The following is a 16,765-nucleotide window of genomic DNA, read 5'->3' as shown; positions in this document are numbered from 1 at the left end:
TTGCCGGGGTAAGGCCAGAAGAAAAGTTCCTAATATATACATATGAATCTTGTTCTAGCCTCGCAGTCACCGGCACGCCTACAAACTCTAAAACATGCAGGTTTGCACCCCCAAGTACGGGTAGCAAACGTCGATGAAGCAGCCCTACTTGCCAAAGCCAAAGACCTGCCCACCACAGGGAAAGTTGCCAACCTGGCCAAGGCGAAAGCGCAAAAGATTGCCGCTTCCGACGATTTCTCTACCCCTACCTGTATTGTAGGGTGCGATTCGATGCTGCTAATTGGTTCAGAGCTCGTTGGCAAACCACATACCGCAGAAGTAGCCCGCAACCGCTGGCAGAAAATGCGCGGTAAAACCGGCACCCTGCTGACCGGACATTACCTACTAGTTGGCACCAGCGGCAATTGGCAAGAAAAGGGCGAAACTGCAAGTACTACCGTCCACTTTGCCAACCTCTCTGACGCCGAGATCGATGCCTACGTGGCTACCGGTGAACCACTAGAAGTAGCCGGCGCATTCACCGTAGATTCTTTAGGAGGGGCCTTCGTCACCGGAATCGAGGGCGATTTTCATTCAGTAGTCGGCATCTCCTTACCGTTGTTGCGGCAAATGTATACCGAGCTGGGAGGTTTTTGGCCCGATCTGTGGAAGTAGTCCGTAGCGGCGCGAGGTCGCGGGCGCGCCAAGGCTCGCGTCCGCGACTGTTACGGCCGGCGCTACGGTCTTCAGTTACTAAACAGGGGCTCTTTGTTTAACCGGTCTTCCGCAGCGCGAATTCGCTCGTCAGAAGCGGTCAGCGACATCCGCACGTGCGAATTGTCCTCATAGAATGTTCCTGGAGCCACTAAGATACCGATCTTCGCCAAGGCCTCTGCGATCTGCCATGCGTCCATACCGGGGGCAGAAAGCCACAGATACAAGCCGGCCACTGACTGCGGATCATGTATCAAGCCGGCGTTCGCAGTAGCCTTCAGCAATCGCTGTCGCCTATCCGCATACAATTCGCGCTGGGCTGTTACATGTTCCCTATCCGCAAGGACCGCACGCATTACATGCTGGATTGGAGTAGGCATCATAGCCCCCAGGTGCTTGCGAATCCCAAGCACGGTGGAAACTAGTTTAGGGTCACCAGCCATAAAGGCTGCCCGATAACCGGCAAGATTAGATTGCTTCGATAGCGAATAGACCGAAAGTAAACCCGTGGTGTCCCGATCGCAAACCCGATCTTCCAAGATCGATGGCGCCTCAGGAGTATCCCACACCAATTCGGCATAGCACTCGTCGCAGGCAACAATAGCGCCGTGGTGGCGCGCCCACTTTACGATCTTCCGCAGCTCGATCACAGATAGTACTCGTCCGTCCGGGTTCGAGGGCGAATTGAGCCATACCATCTGCGCGCTCGGCCAGGTATCTGGGTCTGGCCCCACCGGCACTGGAGTTGCCCCGGTAACCCGAGCTCCGACCTCGTAAGTTGGGTAGGCAACCTGTGGCATGAGTACCCGATCGCCCGCACGCAGACCCAAGTAGAAGGGCAGCCCCGCCACTAGTTCTTTAGAGCCAACAGTGGGGATAACCCCGTGGGCGAGGACCGCACTAGCGCCCCGCTTCGCGTGGTACCACCTCGCTATGTCCTCGCGCAGTTGCGCACTCCCCTGCACCGGCGGATAGCCGGGAGCGTCATACGCCTCGGCTAGGGCCTGGCGAACAAAGGCTGGCACGGCATCGACTGGGGTACCAATCGATAGGTCCACGATGCCATCTGGGTGCCTTTTGGCAGTTTCTTTTACTGGTTCCAGGGTATCCCAAGGGAACACTGGTAGTTCTAAAGCGCGCGGCAACATGTTAGGCCTGCGGGGGCAGCTCAGCAATCATGGGATCATCATAGTCTACGGGCCCGACGGCTGCGGCACCGCCCGGAGATCCGAGATCCTTCAGGTTAAAGAAATCAGTATTAGCGCGGTAATAGTCAGACCATTCTTCGGGCAAATCGTCCTCGTAGAAAATGGCCTCAGTGGGGCAAACAGGTTCACAAGCCCCGCAGTCAACGCACTCGTCGGGATGAATGTACAAAGTGCGAGCGCCCTCGTAAATGCAATCCACCGGACACTCATCCACGCACGCGCGGTCTTTGACATCCACACACGGTTGAGCGATGACGTAAGTCATGAATACACCTTCCTGGTTCTTCCCTTTCCAAGCGTCTAAACTAGTATGTCCCACGATGGACCAAAAGACTTATTCATGTGATAGCCCTAACCCTCCGAAGCTGCCGTGGCTCGAATGGAAGGTGGGCGAACGGGTAGTACTTCGGTATCGCGAACCGGACGGCTTCTACGACGCTCTAGGCGAGGTTTTGCAGGTAGAGCGCGATTTCGTCGACATAATGACCCGGAAAGGAAAGGTCCGCGTGCCCGCCCAAAAGATGGTCACGGGCAAGAGGGTTCCGCCCCGCCGGTGGTAACCACGGCTGCCTTCCAGAGGGCGGAAAACGTCACTGTCGTCTTATTTATTTACGCCAGGTGGATGCGCAGTCCAGGATTTCTAACCCGAGTCGGCATGGCTACCATTACTTTACGAAGTAGCGCGACGTAATCTTTTTGGGCATCCTCCCGCCGCACTACCACCCGAATGATCCGCTTAGGGGGCGGAGAAGCAAAGCGGCGGAACCTAATGTCCTCGTCCGTCTCGTCAGTGCCGGACACAGCGAGCGAGGGAATAAGTGCTGGCCCCACCCCGGCCCGCACCATCTGCTTTAGAGTTTCTACGGAATTTACGTGATAATCCGCCCGTTCCTTGGCTCCCACCTGAGAACAAAGAACCAGTGTCTGGTCGCGCAGGCAGTGCCCATCCCCCAAGAGCAGCAGCTCAGTCCCCTTTAGGGCTCCGGTGTCGATGCTGCCATAGGAGCGAGCCAGCGGGTGTTCGACCGGCAAAGCCAATACAAATGCCTCGTCGAGGACGGGAAATTGCACCATCTCGGGACCAAAATCATCATCTGCAAGGATCGCCACATCAAGTTCTCCCTTGCGAAGATGTTCCTTTAGAACTCCCGACTTTTCGTCCTCAACTAGGAAGTGTATATCGGGAGCTGCCTTGCGCATCTGCGGCAGCAAGTACGGCAGCAGGTACGGAGACAGGGTGGGAAAGACCCCGAGTCGCACCTCGTGCACCACTGGTTCTGTGCCACTGGCCAATGCCTTGATGCGATCCGTAATCGCAAAAATTTCGAGCGCCTCAACTACGATCTTCTGGCCCACCTCAGTTAGCTGCGCTCCCTGGCTGGACCGCTTCACCAGCTGGGCTCCCAGTTCAGTTTCCAGGCGCCGGATCTGGGTGGACACGGAGGGTTGAGCGACTCCCAATGAGATCGCGGCACCGCGAAAGGAGCCCTGCTGTGAGAGGGCCACTAGATACTGCAGCGACCGAAAATTCAACAGGACTCCTTTGCGTTAGTTGCGAATTGAGTGCTCGAATGATCCGAGGGCGGCATTCGCGCCCTCACCCATGGCTACCACTATCTGCTTGTGAGGCACGTTTGTGCAATCACCTGCAGCAAATACTCCAGGAATTGAGGTGGCGTTGGACCGATCAATGGCGATCTGCCCCCGGTCCAGCTCCAGCGTTCCCTCTAGCCATTCCGTGTTGGGCACTAGGCCGATCTGGACGAACACGCCCTCTACGGGCAGGGTCTCTGAAGAGCCATCGCTCTTTTGGACCACCAGTCCGCTGACCGCATCGCTTCCCAGGATTTCTTTAGAGGTAGCTGAAGTAAGCACGCGAGTGTTGGGCAGCGAATTCAGCTTGTCTACCAAGACCTGGTCGGCACCGAGGTGATCCATTAGCTCCACCACGGTTACGTGGCTTGCCAGTCCGGCAAGGTCGATTGCTGCCTCGATGGCCGAGTTGCCACCGCCGATGACGGCTACCGGCTTGTCCTGGAAAAGAGGACCGTCGCAGTGCGGGCAGAAAGTTACGCCTTTATTGCGGAGTTCTTCCTCGCCGGGGATGCCGGTGGTGCGATACCGCGCACCGGTAGCCAGGATGACCGACTTTGCCTTCAGCTTGACGTCGCCAGCGAACTCAACAACAAAGAGGTCGCCTTCCTTGCTCAGGCGCTCCGCCTGCAAGGACTCCATAAGGTCGACCCCATTGGCTACCATGTTCTGGCGCAGCTCGGCAGCAAAATCGCTACCCTGGGTCTTCGAAATGGCAATCAGGTTTTCAATGCCAGCAGTATCGTTTACCTGCCCACCTACTCGCCCGGCAGCGACTCCGACGTTGAAGCCCTTGCGCGCCGAATAAATAGCCGAAGAGGCACCGGCCGGGCCTGCTCCAACTACCAGCACATCGAAAGGTTCCTTCTGATTGAGCTTGTCGGCAGTGCGCGCGGCAGAACCTGTATCCAGCTTTGCCACAATCTCGGCCATGGACATACGCCCCTGGCCAAATAGTTGCCCATCCATGTACACAGTGGGCACCGTCTTCACTCCCGCACCATCAACCTCGGCGCGGAAGGCTCCGCCCTCGACAGCGGTGTGGCTCAGGTTCGGGTTTAGCACCGCCATAGCGTTCAGGGCCTGCACCACATCAGGGCAGTTCTGGCACGTCAACGACATGTAGGTAACGAACTCGTGCGGTTCAGAAAGCTTGGTGACTTCCTCGATCGTGTCCGCGTCAGCCTTCACCTCGTGGCCACCAACCTGCAGCAAGGCGAGGACGAAGCTGGAGAACTCGTGTCCCATAGGCAGGCCCGCAAAGCGGACCCGCGGCTGCTCGCCCTTTTGCCGGATGCCGAAAGACGGTGTGCGCTTGTCCGGTTCCTCGACCAGAGAGATCTTGTCGGAAAGTGCGCTCACCTCTTCTAGCAGCTCACGCATTTTTGCCGACCGATCCGTGTCATCGAGCGATGCGACAAACTCGACCGGGCTGGCGATCATGCCGATGACGCCAGCTACCTGGTCGAGCGTTTTCTTGTCGAGCATCAGAGCTTACCCGTCAGGTCGAAGCTCGGGGTTAGAGTTTCTTCGCCCTCTTCCCACTTCGCGGGGCAGACCTCACCCGGATGGTTGTAGATGTACTGCGCAGCCTTGACCTTGCGCACCAGCTCAGTGGCGTTGCGACCGATTCCCTCGGCGGAGGTTTCCAGGTACTGGATCACTCCATTGGGATCGATCACAAAGGTCGACCGGTGGGCACAGCCTTCGCTGGCGTCCAAAGATTCAAAAGCGCTGGCGATTTCTCCGGTCGGGTCGCCCACCATCGGGAACTTGATCTTGGCGATGCGGTCAGAGGTCTCGTGCCACGCCTTGTGGGTGTAGTGCTTGTCAGTCGAGAACGAGTAAACCTCAACGCCCAGCGAGGAGAGCTCGTCATAGTTTTCGGCCATATCTTCAAGCTCGGTCGGACATACGTATGTAAAGTCTGCCGGGTAGAAGAAGATGATTGCCCATTTGCCTTCATAGTCTTTAGAGGAGACGTCTACGAATTCGCCGTTGTGGTAGGCAGTGCCGCTCCACTGCGGTGCCTGAGTATTAATGAGAGACAAAATAACCTCCAATTTTGTTTTTGCGAACCATCGCAACTGACACACCCAGTGTACATATAGCTATCATCAACCGCTAGCGTTAAAGCATTCTCCTATAGCTGCAGGTGTGCTCGAGGGCGACACTTGCTTCCCACTCCAGCGGCTCGCTGCCACTATGCGAAAAGCCCCGCCGAAGACCTCCAAAGAGGTGCCCGGCGGGGCAAGGCAAATGCCTGTCTCCTACTTGTTCTCGCGGCGCGCCTTGGCGGCGATCTTGAATCTATCCTGTGCGTTCAGCACAACCTTGCGAATACGGATGGCCTCAGGGGTTACCTCAACGCATTCGTCCTCGGCAGCAAATTCGAGCGATTCTTCCAAGGTCAGAGTACGCGGCGGCACCAGGCCTTCGAAGGAATCGGCACTTACCGCGCGCATGTTCGTCTTCTCTTTTTCCTTGCAGATATTGACGTCCATGTCCTCGTTGCGCGAATTCTCGCCAACTACCTGGCCTTCGTACACCTCGGAGCCCGGCTGAACCATGAATGCACCGCGTTCCTGCAGCTTGATCATCGCGTACGGGATAGCCTTACCCGGACGATCCGAGACCAGTGACCCGGTCAAGCGGCGCTCAATCTGGCCGTGCCACGGTTCGTAGCCAGCGGAAATCGAGTAGGCGATGCCAGTACCACGGGTGTCAGTAAGGAACTTAGTGCGGAAGCCAATCAGGCCACGCGCCGGAACCATGTATTCCAGGCGAATCCAGCCTGTTCCGTGGTTTGCCATAGTGTCCATGCGACCCTTGCGAGCGGCCATCAGCTGGGTGACGGCGCCAAGGTGTTCTTCGGGGATGTCAATAGTCATGGATTCCATCGGTTCGCACCGCTGACCATCGATCTCTTTAGTAACTACTTGCGGCTTGCCAACGGTTAGCTCGTAACCTTCGCGACGCATCTGCTCTACAAGAATTGCCAGGGCTAGTTCACCACGGCCCTGCACTTCCCAGGTGTCGGGACGCTGCGTAGGAAGCACGCGGAGCGAGACGTTGCCGATCAGTTCGCGATCCAGCCGGTCCTTCACCTGCCGCGCAGTTACCTTGGCACCCTTCACTCTGCCTGCCATCGGAGAGGTGTTAATACCGATAGTTAGCGAGATAGCCGGATCATCGACCTTGATTAGCGGCAGCGGCCGCGGATCTTCCAGATCTACTAGCGATTCGCCAATGGTGATGTCTGGAATACCGGCAATAGCAACTATGTCGCCTGCGTGCGCCTCTTCGACCGGCACGCGATCAAGCGCCTCCGTGGCCAGCAACTCGGCAATGTGCTCCCGCTGCATGGACCCGTCGTGGCGCACCCAACCAACTGTTGCCCCCTTCTTAAGGGTGCCATTGTGAATGCGTAGCAGTGCCAGCCTGCCCAGATAGGGCGAGGCATCCAGGTTTGTAACGTGTGCCTGCAGGGGCGCCTCCGGATCGTAGGAGGGCCCGGGAATGCGCTTGATGATGGTCTCGAAGAGCGGTTCCAAGTTCTGGTCTGGCAGCTCTCCCGGAGCTGGCTGCTCTAGCGAGGACTTGCCTGCCTTAGCCGAAGCATAAACAACCGGCACATCCAGCAGAGAGTCCAGATCAATATCGGCGCCGTCATTTACCAAGTCATCTGCCAGGTTCAGCAGCAAGTCCATGGTCTCTTCACGCACCTCGTCGATGCGCTGGTCGGGGCGGTCCACCTTGTTGATCACGATGATTACAGGCAGGGCGGCCTCTAGCGCCTTGCGTAGCACGAAGCGGGTCTGCGGCAGAGGGCCTTCAGAAGCATCGACTAGCAGCACTACGCCATCGACCATGGAGAGGCCTCGTTCGACCTCGCCCCCGAAGTCCGCGTGCCCAGGAGTGTCAATGACGTTGATTACGACCTCGTCGCAGCCGGAGTGCTTGACTGCAGGACCGGAGTAGCGCACGGCGGTGTTCTTCGCCAAAATGGTGATGCCTTTTTCGCGCTCGAGGTCGCCGGAGTCCATAATGCGCTCGCCACGACTTTCGACCGTATCGTGCTCACCGAATGCACCCGACTGCCACAGCATGGCGTCGACGAGCGTGGTTTTGCCGTGATCGACGTGTGCAACGATTGCGACGTTTCGAAGATCTTGGCGAATTGCCATATTGCTCCTTATTAAGACTCGCTAGCGGCTATCTGGCCTTTTATATGGTACGTCCAGCTACGTCTTATTCCCGCCCCCAGCAGGGCGGTATTGGTCACGATTAGCGGACTATTCCTGGTCTTGAGTGCCCGCCTGGCCCTCTTCTGGGGCAGCGGGACCGCGGTGACGGCCATGTCCAGTTTCGGAGTTCCGCTTTGCCTTTTCGGCATCAGAAAGACGAACCCCATAAGCGGGCTGCTCGGTTGACTTGGAGCCAAACGCCGTAGGGCCAGCAGGTTCTGAGCCCGCCTGGATCGGCCTATTTGCGGCTTCGAGGATATTTCCTGGCGCGCCGGCTAGTGCCTGCCGCGCTTTTGCAGCATCTGCGAGGGCAAGCACTGAAAAACGCGAAGCTGCAACCGAGGTAACTGAGGTGTAATCCTGACGCCGCTTCTTGCCAGCGATCGCGTGCACGGCAACATTGATCAGCCCAAAGATGAGGGTGATAACGCCGGCGGTAATAATTATTGCCGCCCCGCCCAAATCCGGGTTGATGAAGGCGCTCAACAGTCCGAGCATGACGCCCCACCAAAGCCCATTAAGAGCTCCGCGAGCAAATGCCTTGCCGGCCGTTGCCCGTCCTGTGACACGCTCGACCATTACTAGATCGGTACCAATAATAGTTAAGGTATGCACCGGGTAGTCGGCCTCTGCCAGCGCATCTACTGCAGATTGTGCCTCCGCGTAGGTGCGAAATGAAGCCACTTCGGTACCCTTGGGAGCCGGGGCTTTGCCAACTGGTGAAGTAAAGTTTAGTGGTGTAGACATAGTATTGAGTTTGCCAGAAAAGTAGTTTGAGCGCGTCTGCTAGCCGCGAAAAGCGTAACGGAGGTCCACATGCGCCATTCCGCAAAAACTGTAAAAAGCGTCGGGGGCAGGGTCTTCGTAGCTAAACTTGCAGGCACTGCGGTGTTCGATCCGGTCGGGGACGCGATTGGCAAAGTCAGCGACGTGGTTGTGATGATGCGCTACACGGGCAACCACCGCGCAATCGGCCTGGTAGTAGAGGTCGGTTCCCTGCGTCGAGTCTTTATGCCTCTCACTCGCGTAACCGCTATTAAACCCGGGGCGGTAATCACTACAGGCATGCTGAATTTGCGTCGATTCAGCCAGCGGCCGGTTGAGTCGCTGGTCGTTGGTGAAGTATTGGGACGCCTAGTCACCTTCAAGGACGGCTCTGGGCAGGGACGAATCGCTGATCTAGCCATTGAGCAGGACCAAAATAGTGATTGGTATATTTCAAAGGTTTACGTAGAACGAGGGCGCCCGGGCACTTTCGGATTCAAGCGCACCGGAGGGGACGCCCTCGTAACGCCCTCCCAGATCACCGGCATGCGGGTCAATATGATTCCCGCTGACACGTCCCACCTGCTGGCCATGTATGAAGGGCTGCGCGCTGCGGACTTGGCTGATGCTCTTCACGATCTACCTGACGACCGTCGCCTCGAAGTCGCCGAAGAACTACCGGACGAACGACTAGCGGACGTGCTCGAAGAATTGGGCGAAGAGGACCGCGTTTCCATTGTGGCTCACCTTGCTGCCCCAAGGGCTGCGGACGTGCTAGACGAGATGCAACCAGACGACGCCGCCGACTTGGTCCAAGAGCTACCCGACAACAAAGCCAGCCAACTTCTGGAACTGATGGAACCCGAAGAGGCCGAGGATGTGCGCCGCTTGCTTGCTTACGGTGAGCACACTGCTGGCGGTCTGATGACCACTGAACCCGTCATCTTGCCCCCGGATGCCAACGTCGCCACGTTGCTTGCACACGTGCGCAAGGTAGACGTACCCCCCGCCCTCGCCGCGCTGGTATGCGTGGTCCGTCCTCCCTTAGAGACACCCACCGGCAGGTTTTTGGGGATTGTGCACATACAGCGCGCCCTACGAGAACCCCCGCAAACACTATTGGGCTCTATTCTTGACGGCGACCTAGATGGAGTCGACGCTTCGGCAGGTATCGGTACCATCACCAGGCTCCTGGCAACTTACAACCTGACTGCTCTGCCCGTAGTAGACGCGGACGGGCATCTCCTCGGAGCGGTCTCTGTAGACGACGTTCTAGACGAGCTACTCCCCAACGACTGGCGAGAAGCAGACGAAAAGATAACAGACGAATCGATGGACAGGGAGCATTCAGATGAATGAGCGCCTAGACACCCCCACAAAGTCAGGCAGCCGCTTCGGACGCTTTATGAACCGGTCCAGGCGACGCTCTTCGGGCGGAGAAAACGAAACCTTCGGCAGGGCTGCGGAGGCAATAGCTCGCTTTTTCGGGACGCCTAAGTTCTTGCTCTGGATGACTATCTTCGTGGGAGCCTGGATCATTTCAAACATCGTGCTTGCCCGAGTACGCGGCCTCTCCCCCTTCGACCCGTACCCGTTCATCCTGCTGAACCTGGCCTTTTCCACCCAGGCCTCCTATTCGGCCCCACTGCTCCTGCTGGCCCAGAACAGACAAGACGACCGCGATAGGGTGCTGGCCGAACAAGATAGGCGCCGCGCAGAACGGTCTCTGTCAGATACGGAATACCTGACGCGCGAAATTGCCTCGCTGCGAATCGCTATGAACGACGTAGCCACGCGCGATTTCGTCCGTTCGGAAATCCGTGATTTGTTAGAAGAACTAGTAAACGCGACAGAGGACAAAAAGAAGTCCGATTCGCCAAAGGCATAACAGGGTGCGGACGCACCAGCGCAACACCATACGATTGGAACTATGACTGAGTTAGAACAAGCCGTTGCAAATGCGATGCAATCTGTGATCGATCCAGAACTGCGTCGCCCGATCACCGACCTAGACATGGTCCGAGAAGTCTCAGTTGCTGACGGTAAGGCAGACATTAGTATCGACCTAACCGTTGCAGGCTGTCCCCTGCAAAACACGATCAAGGCCGACGCTACCAAAGCCGCCCTCGAAGTAGACGGCATCACTGACGTCGAAATCCACCTGGGCGTGATGAACGAGGAGCAGCGCAAAGGACTACGCGAAAAGCTAAGCGGCCCCACCCGCCAGGTTCCCTTCGCCCAACCCAACTCGCTGACCCGCGTTATCGCAGTAGCTTCCGGCAAGGGCGGCGTAGGCAAATCCTCAGTCACCGCTAATTTGGCCGTGGCCATGGCTAAAGAAGGGCTCAAAGTCGGAGTTGTCGACGCTGACATCTACGGCTTCTCGATCCCCCGCATGCTGGGGGTTGAGCACGAGCCCACGATGATCGACGGCATGATCGTGCCGCCTGTCGCCCACGACGTAAAAGTAATGTCTATTGGCATGTTCGTACCAGACGGGCAACCGGTGGTCTGGCGCGGACCAATGCTTCACCGCGCCCTGCAACAATTCCTCACCGACGTGTACTGGGGCGATCTGGACGTACTACTACTAGATCTTCCTCCCGGGACAGGCGACGTCGCCCTCTCTATTGCCCAGCTACTTCCCGGCAGCGAGATCTTGTTGGTGACAACCCCGCAGATTGCAGCTGCCGAAGTGGCGGAACGCTCCGGCTCCATCGCTGCCCAAACTCACCAGCGAGTAATTGGGGTCGTCGAGAACATGGCCTACATGCAAACGCCAGACGGGCAAAAGATCGAGGTCTTCGGCTCCGGCGGCGGAGAAATGGTATCGGCGCGTCTAGCAACCGTTCTTGGCTACCCGGTAGATCTACTGGCCCAGATCCCGCTCGACGTAGATCTGCGAATCGGTGGAGACAACGGCACGCCGGTTGCCCTTTCCGACGGCCCCGCAGCCAGCGCGCTACAAGGCCTTGCCAAGAAACTCTCTAAACGCTCCCGCGGCCTATCCGGGCGCAACTTGGGCGTGTCCCCGCTGTGAGCCTAGTAGGCTTAGTAAATAAAAAGGAGTAACCGTGAGCGAGAAAGCCCTCTCCTGGACCTACACAGAAGAGATTGCCGACCAGGACGATGTTATTGCCAAGGCTCGTGCCCTAGGAGAAGAGCTGGGAGCGCCAGCAGTATCCCGCGCATCCGGGGCAATGCTGCGCACGTTGGCAGGCGCAATGGGAGCCAGGACTGTACTCGAGATCGGTACCGGGACTGGAACTTCTGCCCTGTACTTGCTCGAAGGCATGGCTGCCTCCGGGGTAATCACCTCTATTGACATCGAGTCTGAATTCCACAAGGCAGCTCGAGGGCTTTTCCGCGACGCCGGTATCCCCTCTCAGCACACTCGCCTAATCACCGGACGGGCACTGGAAGTGCTTCCCCGAATGGCGCACAACGCCTACGACATGGTGGTAATTGACGGTGACGTCAACGAGGTCGACGCCTACCTCAGGCACGCATGGGAGCTAGTGCGCCCTGGCGGTGCAGTGGTGCTCCTGCATGCTCTCTGGCACGACCAGGTGGCCGACCCCGCTCGCCGCGATCCAGAAACAGTGCAGATGCGCGAGGCCATCAAGTCCCTGCAAGACAAAGATTCTTGGATCAGCTCCGTGCTGCCAATCGGAGACGGCATGGCCATTGGGATTGCTCGAAAGTAACCCGTTATAGCGTTGGGGGCGACCAAGCGGTCGCCCCCCATTTTTTACAGTTCCTCAAGTGCCTTGGCTAGGTCCTGAGCCTCTTCATCGCTAAGCTCAACTACCAGCCGTCCGCCGCCCTCTAGAGGGACCCGCATTAGAATTCCCCTGCCCTCTTTTACAACTTCGAGGGGGCCGTCGCCAGTCCTGGGCTTCATTGCTGCCATGTGCGCACCTGTCCTTACATGTATTGGCACGATTGCCAGCTACTTTTCGGTAGCATAGGGCCATTTTACCAAATTGATATAAAAGGGGCCTGAGATAACCTACAACTCAGCGGTAGCGAGCTTTACGGCCTCTTCGGGAGTATCTGCGACATAGAACATATCCGGATCTTCCTCGCTGATGTATCCCGCTTCTAGAACGGTCTCGCGCATCCACTTCAGCAGGCCTCCCCAGTAATCAGCGCCTACCAGCACGATCGGGAACCGCTTGATTTTGCGTGTTTGCACCAGCGTCACAGATTCGAACATTTCGTCCAACGTACCAAATCCGCCGGGCATCACGATGAACCCAGAAGCATACTTTACAAACATTGTCTTGCGGACAAAGAAGTACCGGAAATTCACGCCCAGGTTCACCCACTGGTTCATCATCTGTTCGTGAGGCAGCTCAATTCCGAGCCCGACGGAAGCGCCGTCGTGTTCGTGAGCACCCTTGTTCGCCGCTTCCATTACGCCGGGGCCTCCCCCGGTAATCGTCGCGATGTTCTTTTGGGCTAGCAGCTTGCCCACTTCGTAACCGAACTTGTAGTGGTCACTGTCCGGCTTCGTTCTTGCCGATCCAAATACACTGACCGCAGGCCCCAGCTCTGCCAGCGCCCCGAATCCCTCGACAAATTCTGCCTGGATTCGCAATACCCGCCAGGGGTCCATGTGGAGCCAATCAGATTCCTGCCCTTTCTTGAGCAGCCTAGTGTCGGTGGTTTCTTTTGGGATCATCCGTCCCCGCAGCATCACCGGACCGCGTCTATACGTTTCACTTCTACTCATTTTCCCAGCATGCCTCACTTACGAAAGTTTTGCGTGCTGACACCTGCACTTTTTCCGTATTGCGACCTGCAGTTAACCTTTCGTTCAGGCTACTTCTTCAGCTTCTTGGCTAATTCTTCGCTCTTTTCAGTGGGAGGCCGGAACGTCGTCGCATCAATCTGCCCGGGTGCTGGCTTGGGTTCTACCAAGGAATGCGGATCTTTTGCGAACTGTTTTCGGGCAGCCGAGGCGGCCTCGCAAATGGCCTTGGTGACTGGCCCGGCACCATCTGGCAAAATCTGAAACTCTGTTTCTTCTTCTGGCTCGCTGGCAATGTAAGGAGCAGAGCTGAAGCCCTTCTTTCTAACCTGCTCCAAGACAGTCCTAAGAGCGGCTTCCCAGTTTCGCACAACCGCCCCAATAACCAGTTGCTTCGCCTGCTCAGTTCCCAGCGCCTTAGCAACGTCAGGAGGGCCCAGCAAGATCACTCCTAGGGTCTTCTTTTCCCCTTCGCGATCGGCGGACCGTTCCTTGATCAGTGTGCGGATGAGGGCGTTATTCGCCTGCTCCGAAGCAGCGGCAACTATTACATCTGCATCGGTTTCGTAAAGTTGCTTTGCTGCCTCCTCTCCTTGCTCCGGGGCGGCCATTGCCCCTAAGTAAAAGCCTTCGCCCTCATCGGTAGTATTCGATAGTGAGGGCTGGGCGTGCGGGTGAGCTAGATCGAAATGGGACATTCCGGCGCTGAAATTAGCAAGCACCGTGGCGGAGACGTTGCTGTAGTCTCCGGCCACCACCGCCAATTTCTTGGTGCGCGTGTACCGCGCTCCAGCATAACCGGCCTGAAAAGCAGATGTAGACAAGTTGAACCGAACAGGCTTTACATTCTCGGGTAACTCGGTGCTGCGCAGAGGCATCGATGCAAATACAAAGTGCACTTTCGGGTTGGCCATCGCAAGCTTGGTAGCAGCAGCTTCCAGGTTTGCACCAAAAACAACCTGCAAGTTACAGCCATCTTCTAAAAAGCCTTCCATTGCCAGCTGGCCGGCAACGGAATCAGGCACAAACCGCACCTGTGCTCCGCGCCTGGCAACGATCCCCTTAGCTGCATTAGCTGCCTCTGTGCCAGGCCTATCTGCACCCTCCAGAACCGCGCACACCTTAGTAGGAGGTTGGGCAATATGCGCCGGCTTATCACTTGCCTGACACCCAGCGGCAAGTAAGGCCACGCATAAAATAGCTAGCAGACGTCTCATCGGTAATCCGCGGGAAGAGTTTCTACCAATTTCTTGATCTCCTGGGCCTTTTCGGAGCTTGCGACCAAAGTTGCATCCTTAGTTCGCACTACCACGACGTCTTCCAGTCCCAACACGGCAATCATTTCGGACGAATCCAGGTCAGTCGCCACGAAGACGCCCTCGTCGGCTTCGACCTCGGCAGCTTTTCTGCCAACCTGGACGACAGGGGCTACTTTAGCGAGAGACTTGAAATCGCCAAGATCATCCCACCCCATCGACGGGGCGGTAGGTGCCACCGCCACCTTGCCGAGGGCGGCTGCCGGCTCAGCAACAGCATGATCGATAGCAATCTTAGTTAGGCAAGGCCAAACGCGTTCGCGCACGTCATCGCGTTCAGGACCGTCCCACGCCGCAGCGATCTGCCGCAGTCCCCGGGCAAGATGGGGATGGTTTAGCGCTAGAGTATCGAGCAGCACACCCGCCTGCGCGACGAACATCCCGCCATTCCACAAGTACCCATTGCGCACATATTCGCTGGCCACTTGTTGGGATGGCTTCTCTACAAATTCCCGGACCTTCCGAGTTCCCTCGCAATCGGTTTCCTCGCCCGGGGCAATGTAGCCGAAACCCGTCGAAGCAAACCTCGGACCAATCCCAATGGTGCAAATCCAGCCCTGCTGAGCAGCTCGCACTGCCGCTTCCACCGCGCGTCGAAATTCGCTCACGTCAGCAACCACGTGATCAGCTGCAAAAGAGCCGACTACTTCTGACCGACCGTGTCGAGCCTCGACGATGGCCGCTGCTAGGCCAATCGCAGCCATAGAATCGCGCGGAGAAAGCTCGGTAATCACCTCGACATTGGAATCCAGCTGGGCGCGCACCGCGTCCTCGTGCATCGATCCCGTTACCACCATGACCGAAGCAGCACCGTCTAGCCGGGAAACTGCGTCGGCAAGCAGAGACTGGCCGGTGCCAGCTAAATCCAGAAGAAACTTCGGTCGATTCCGCTTCGACAATGGCCACAGGCGGGTACCCGCTCCCCCAGCTGGAATAATCGCCCTCACTAGCAAATCCTTCCTGCTGCCGGCCCCGGTTCGACCTCTAAGAAGACGGGTTCGGTAAACGAATGCGCGGCATAGGCGTCGATTATCTGCGCCCGCACTGGTTCGCTCTGCTCCGAATCAACCAAAGCGATGGCTGACCCGCCGAAACCGCCTCCGGTCATACGCGCCCCATAGGCTCCCGCCGCGAGCGCTGCCTCCACTGCCACATCCAATTCTTCGCAGGAGACCTCATAGTCATCACGCAACGAAGCATGCGATTCATTGAAGAGGCTCCCAATGCGTTCCAATGTGCTAGCGTCCAGCTGCTCTTCGCGCAGGAGCTGCACGCTATGGCGAACGCGCGCTACCTCGCTCACGACGTGCCTAGTGCACCGCCGCAACATGGGATCTTCTAGCCTTTCCAAGGCGCCGGCTAAACCTTCCGGAGGAATATCCGCTAGGTAGCTCACGCCCAGGATTTGCGCGGCTCGTTCACAGGAAGTGCGGCGTTTGCCGTACTGGCCATCCGTCAGCTCGTGGGTCGCACGGGTATCAATAACCAGTAGCTGCGCCTGCGCTTTCGCGAGGTCGAATGGCACATTCGTCGCGGACATGTCCCTACAGTTCAATTCCAGCGCATGCCCGCGGGCACACCGCACCGAGGCAGACTGATCCAAGCCACCTGTGGGAGCACCAGCAATCTGATTTTCGGCAGCTCTGGCCGCCTCCACTATCTGTTCTTTCGAGATGGCCAGCGAATAGAGGTCAACCATTGCGACTGCCACGGCGCATTCCAACGCTGCAGACGAAGATAGCCCGGCTCCGAACGGAACGCAGGAATCAATCGCAATATCTGCCCCGCCCAGAATGAAGCCCTGCTGACGCAGTGCCCACACCACCCCGGCAACGTAGGTGGCCCACCCAGGAATCTTATTCGGATTACCGGGCAGGACCTGTTGAAGATCAACCTGCAACACACCCGGGATCTGTGCCGACACTAGCCGCATCAGCCCATCTTCACGTTTCGAGGCCGCCACATATGTGCCGTGCGGCAACGCAATCGGTAGGCAGAGGCCACCGTTGTAATCAGTATGTTCGCCAATAAGATTTACCCTGCCAGGGGCAAACCACACGCCGTCGGCTTCGGCCTCGAAATTCTTCAAAAATAGCTTCTTCACCCGCGAAGAAGCCTCCTGACGATCCCACGCCTGCAACACTCTACTCACCCTGTAATCGTACAGGAGAACTTAGAGTGAATACG

18 protein-coding genes are annotated in these 16,765 nt (G+C 57.5%); 6 read left to right on the top strand and 12 right to left on the bottom strand.

Features of this window, described 5'->3' with window-relative positions:
• Positions 1-42 precede the first annotated feature (42 nt).
• Entirely contained in the window at positions 43-654 is a 612-nt protein-coding gene (locus tag AC1EKG_RS03385; protein ID WP_004805932.1) for a Maf family protein, read from the top strand.
• Positions 655-725: 71 nt separating this feature from the next.
• Here the strand turns inward: AC1EKG_RS03385 and dapC are convergent, their stop codons facing one another.
• A complete protein-coding gene (dapC, locus tag AC1EKG_RS03380; protein ID WP_004805931.1) occupies positions 726-1,841 on the bottom strand; it encodes a succinyldiaminopimelate transaminase in 1,116 nt (371 codons plus the stop codon).
• 1 nt (position 1,842) lies between these two features.
• Positions 1,843-2,166, bottom strand: coding sequence for a ferredoxin (gene fdxA / locus AC1EKG_RS03375; RefSeq protein ID WP_004805928.1), 324 nt, complete (start codon positions 2,164-2,166; stop codon positions 1,843-1,845).
• Between the two features lie 55 nt (positions 2,167-2,221).
• Here fdxA and AC1EKG_RS03370 point away from each other — a divergent pair, with 55 nt between their 5' ends.
• On the top strand, positions 2,222-2,461 hold the full coding sequence (locus AC1EKG_RS03370; RefSeq protein ID WP_004805927.1) for a putative acetyltransferase: 240 nt from the start codon (positions 2,222-2,224) through the stop codon (positions 2,459-2,461).
• Between the two features lie 49 nt (positions 2,462-2,510).
• On the opposite strand, the gene AC1EKG_RS03365 is transcribed toward AC1EKG_RS03370, so the two are convergent.
• The 5 genes from AC1EKG_RS03365 to AC1EKG_RS03345 all read right to left on the bottom strand — a co-directional run bounded on the left by AC1EKG_RS03365 (position 2,511) and on the right by AC1EKG_RS03345 (position 8,488).
• Positions 2,511-3,434 carry a LysR substrate-binding domain-containing protein gene (locus tag AC1EKG_RS03365; RefSeq protein ID WP_004805925.1) on the bottom strand — a complete coding sequence of 308 codons (924 nt, stop codon included), beginning with the start codon at positions 3,432-3,434 and terminating at the stop codon, positions 2,511-2,513.
• A gap of 15 nt (positions 3,435-3,449) precedes the next feature.
• A complete protein-coding gene (gene ahpF, locus AC1EKG_RS03360) occupies positions 3,450-4,982 on the bottom strand; it encodes an alkyl hydroperoxide reductase subunit F (protein ID WP_004805923.1) in 1,533 nt (510 codons plus the stop codon).
• A complete protein-coding gene (gene ahpC, locus AC1EKG_RS03355) occupies positions 4,982-5,545 on the bottom strand; it encodes an alkyl hydroperoxide reductase subunit C (RefSeq protein ID WP_004805922.1) in 564 nt (187 codons plus the stop codon). Before ahpC ends, ahpF begins: the two co-directional genes overlap by 1 nt.
• 219 nt (positions 5,546-5,764) lie before the next feature.
• The gene (typA, locus tag AC1EKG_RS03350; RefSeq protein ID WP_004805919.1) at positions 5,765-7,681 is read right to left on the bottom strand and encodes a translational GTPase TypA; all 1,917 of its coding nucleotides are present in this window, start codon (positions 7,679-7,681) and stop codon (positions 5,765-5,767) included.
• A gap of 108 nt (positions 7,682-7,789) precedes the next feature.
• Positions 7,790-8,488, bottom strand: coding sequence for a YflT domain-containing protein (locus tag AC1EKG_RS03345; RefSeq protein ID WP_004805918.1), 699 nt, complete (start codon positions 8,486-8,488; stop codon positions 7,790-7,792).
• A 69-nt stretch (positions 8,489-8,557) separates the two neighbouring features.
• On the opposite strand from AC1EKG_RS03345, the gene AC1EKG_RS03340 reads away from it, so the two are divergent.
• The 4 genes from AC1EKG_RS03340 to AC1EKG_RS03325 are packed head-to-tail and all read left to right on the top strand — an operon-like array spanning position 8,558 to position 12,213.
• Positions 8,558-9,865, top strand: coding sequence for a magnesium transporter MgtE N-terminal domain-containing protein (locus AC1EKG_RS03340; RefSeq protein WP_004805915.1), 1,308 nt, complete (start codon positions 8,558-8,560; stop codon positions 9,863-9,865).
• Positions 9,858-10,394, top strand: a complete 537-nt coding sequence (locus AC1EKG_RS03335; RefSeq protein ID WP_004805914.1) for a DUF1003 domain-containing protein — start codon at positions 9,858-9,860, stop codon at positions 10,392-10,394. The genes AC1EKG_RS03340 and AC1EKG_RS03335 overlap by 8 nt, the downstream gene beginning before the upstream one ends.
• A 42-nt stretch (positions 10,395-10,436) precedes the next feature.
• Positions 10,437-11,546: an Mrp/NBP35 family ATP-binding protein gene (locus AC1EKG_RS03330; protein WP_004805911.1), complete on the top strand. Its 1,110-nt coding sequence runs from the start codon at positions 10,437-10,439 to the stop codon at positions 11,544-11,546.
• Positions 11,547-11,580: 34 nt separating this feature from the next.
• Positions 11,581-12,213, top strand: coding sequence for an O-methyltransferase (locus tag AC1EKG_RS03325; RefSeq protein ID WP_004805910.1), 633 nt, complete (start codon positions 11,581-11,583; stop codon positions 12,211-12,213).
• Between the two features lie 44 nt (positions 12,214-12,257).
• Here AC1EKG_RS03325 and AC1EKG_RS03320 read toward each other — a convergent pair whose 3' ends face one another.
• From AC1EKG_RS03320 to galK, 5 genes are all read right to left on the bottom strand, one after another.
• Complete coding sequence (locus AC1EKG_RS03320) at positions 12,258-12,419, bottom strand: DUF3117 domain-containing protein (protein WP_004805908.1); 162 nt, start codon at positions 12,417-12,419, stop codon at positions 12,258-12,260.
• Positions 12,420-12,518: 99 nt separating this feature from the next.
• The gene (locus AC1EKG_RS03315; protein ID WP_004805907.1) at positions 12,519-13,244 is read right to left on the bottom strand and encodes an LOG family protein; all 726 of its coding nucleotides are present in this window, start codon (positions 13,242-13,244) and stop codon (positions 12,519-12,521) included.
• 89 nt (positions 13,245-13,333) lie between these two features.
• Positions 13,334-14,479: a BMP family lipoprotein gene (locus tag AC1EKG_RS03310; protein WP_004805904.1), complete on the bottom strand. Its 1,146-nt coding sequence runs from the start codon at positions 14,477-14,479 to the stop codon at positions 13,334-13,336.
• Complete coding sequence (locus AC1EKG_RS03305) at positions 14,476-15,525, bottom strand: mannose-1-phosphate guanylyltransferase (protein ID WP_004805902.1); 1,050 nt, start codon at positions 15,523-15,525, stop codon at positions 14,476-14,478. The genes AC1EKG_RS03310 and AC1EKG_RS03305 overlap by 4 nt, the downstream gene beginning before the upstream one ends.
• Positions 15,525-16,721, bottom strand: coding sequence for a galactokinase (gene galK, locus AC1EKG_RS03300; RefSeq protein WP_004805900.1), 1,197 nt, complete (start codon positions 16,719-16,721; stop codon positions 15,525-15,527). Before galK ends, AC1EKG_RS03305 begins: the two co-directional genes overlap by 1 nt.
• Positions 16,722-16,765: the final 44 nt, after the last annotated feature.

This window comes from Winkia sp. C0117E2 (assembly GCF_056590455.1).
The sequence above is the reverse complement of the archived record's forward strand: the minus strand, read 5'-3'. Positions and strand labels throughout refer to the sequence as shown.

Coding starts and splice junctions, on each gene's coding strand:
- AC1EKG_RS03385 (WP_004805932.1), top strand. CDS start 43: ATGAATCTTGTTCTAGCCTCGCAGTCACCGGCACGCCTACAAACTCTA.
- dapC (WP_004805931.1), bottom strand. CDS start 1,841: ATGTTGCCGCGCGCTTTAGAACTACCAGTGTTCCCTTGGGATACCCTG.
- fdxA (WP_004805928.1), bottom strand. CDS start 2,166: ATGACTTACGTCATCGCTCAACCGTGTGTGGATGTCAAAGACCGCGCG.
- AC1EKG_RS03370 (WP_004805927.1), top strand. CDS start 2,222: ATGGACCAAAAGACTTATTCATGTGATAGCCCTAACCCTCCGAAGCTG.
- ahpF (WP_004805923.1), bottom strand. CDS start 4,982: ATGCTCGACAAGAAAACGCTCGACCAGGTAGCTGGCGTCATCGGCATG.
- typA (WP_004805919.1), bottom strand. CDS start 7,681: ATGGCAATTCGCCAAGATCTTCGAAACGTCGCAATCGTTGCACACGTC.
- AC1EKG_RS03345 (WP_004805918.1), bottom strand. CDS start 8,488: ATGTCTACACCACTAAACTTTACTTCACCAGTTGGCAAAGCCCCGGCT.
- AC1EKG_RS03340 (WP_004805915.1), top strand. CDS start 8,558: ATGCGCCATTCCGCAAAAACTGTAAAAAGCGTCGGGGGCAGGGTCTTC.
- AC1EKG_RS03335 (WP_004805914.1), top strand. CDS start 9,858: ATGAATGAGCGCCTAGACACCCCCACAAAGTCAGGCAGCCGCTTCGGA.
- AC1EKG_RS03330 (WP_004805911.1), top strand. CDS start 10,437: ATGACTGAGTTAGAACAAGCCGTTGCAAATGCGATGCAATCTGTGATC.
- AC1EKG_RS03320 (WP_004805908.1), bottom strand. CDS start 12,419: ATGGCAGCAATGAAGCCCAGGACTGGCGACGGCCCCCTCGAAGTTGTA.
- AC1EKG_RS03315 (WP_004805907.1), bottom strand. CDS start 13,244: ATGAGTAGAAGTGAAACGTATAGACGCGGTCCGGTGATGCTGCGGGGA.
- AC1EKG_RS03310 (WP_004805904.1), bottom strand. CDS start 14,479: ATGAGACGTCTGCTAGCTATTTTATGCGTGGCCTTACTTGCCGCTGGG.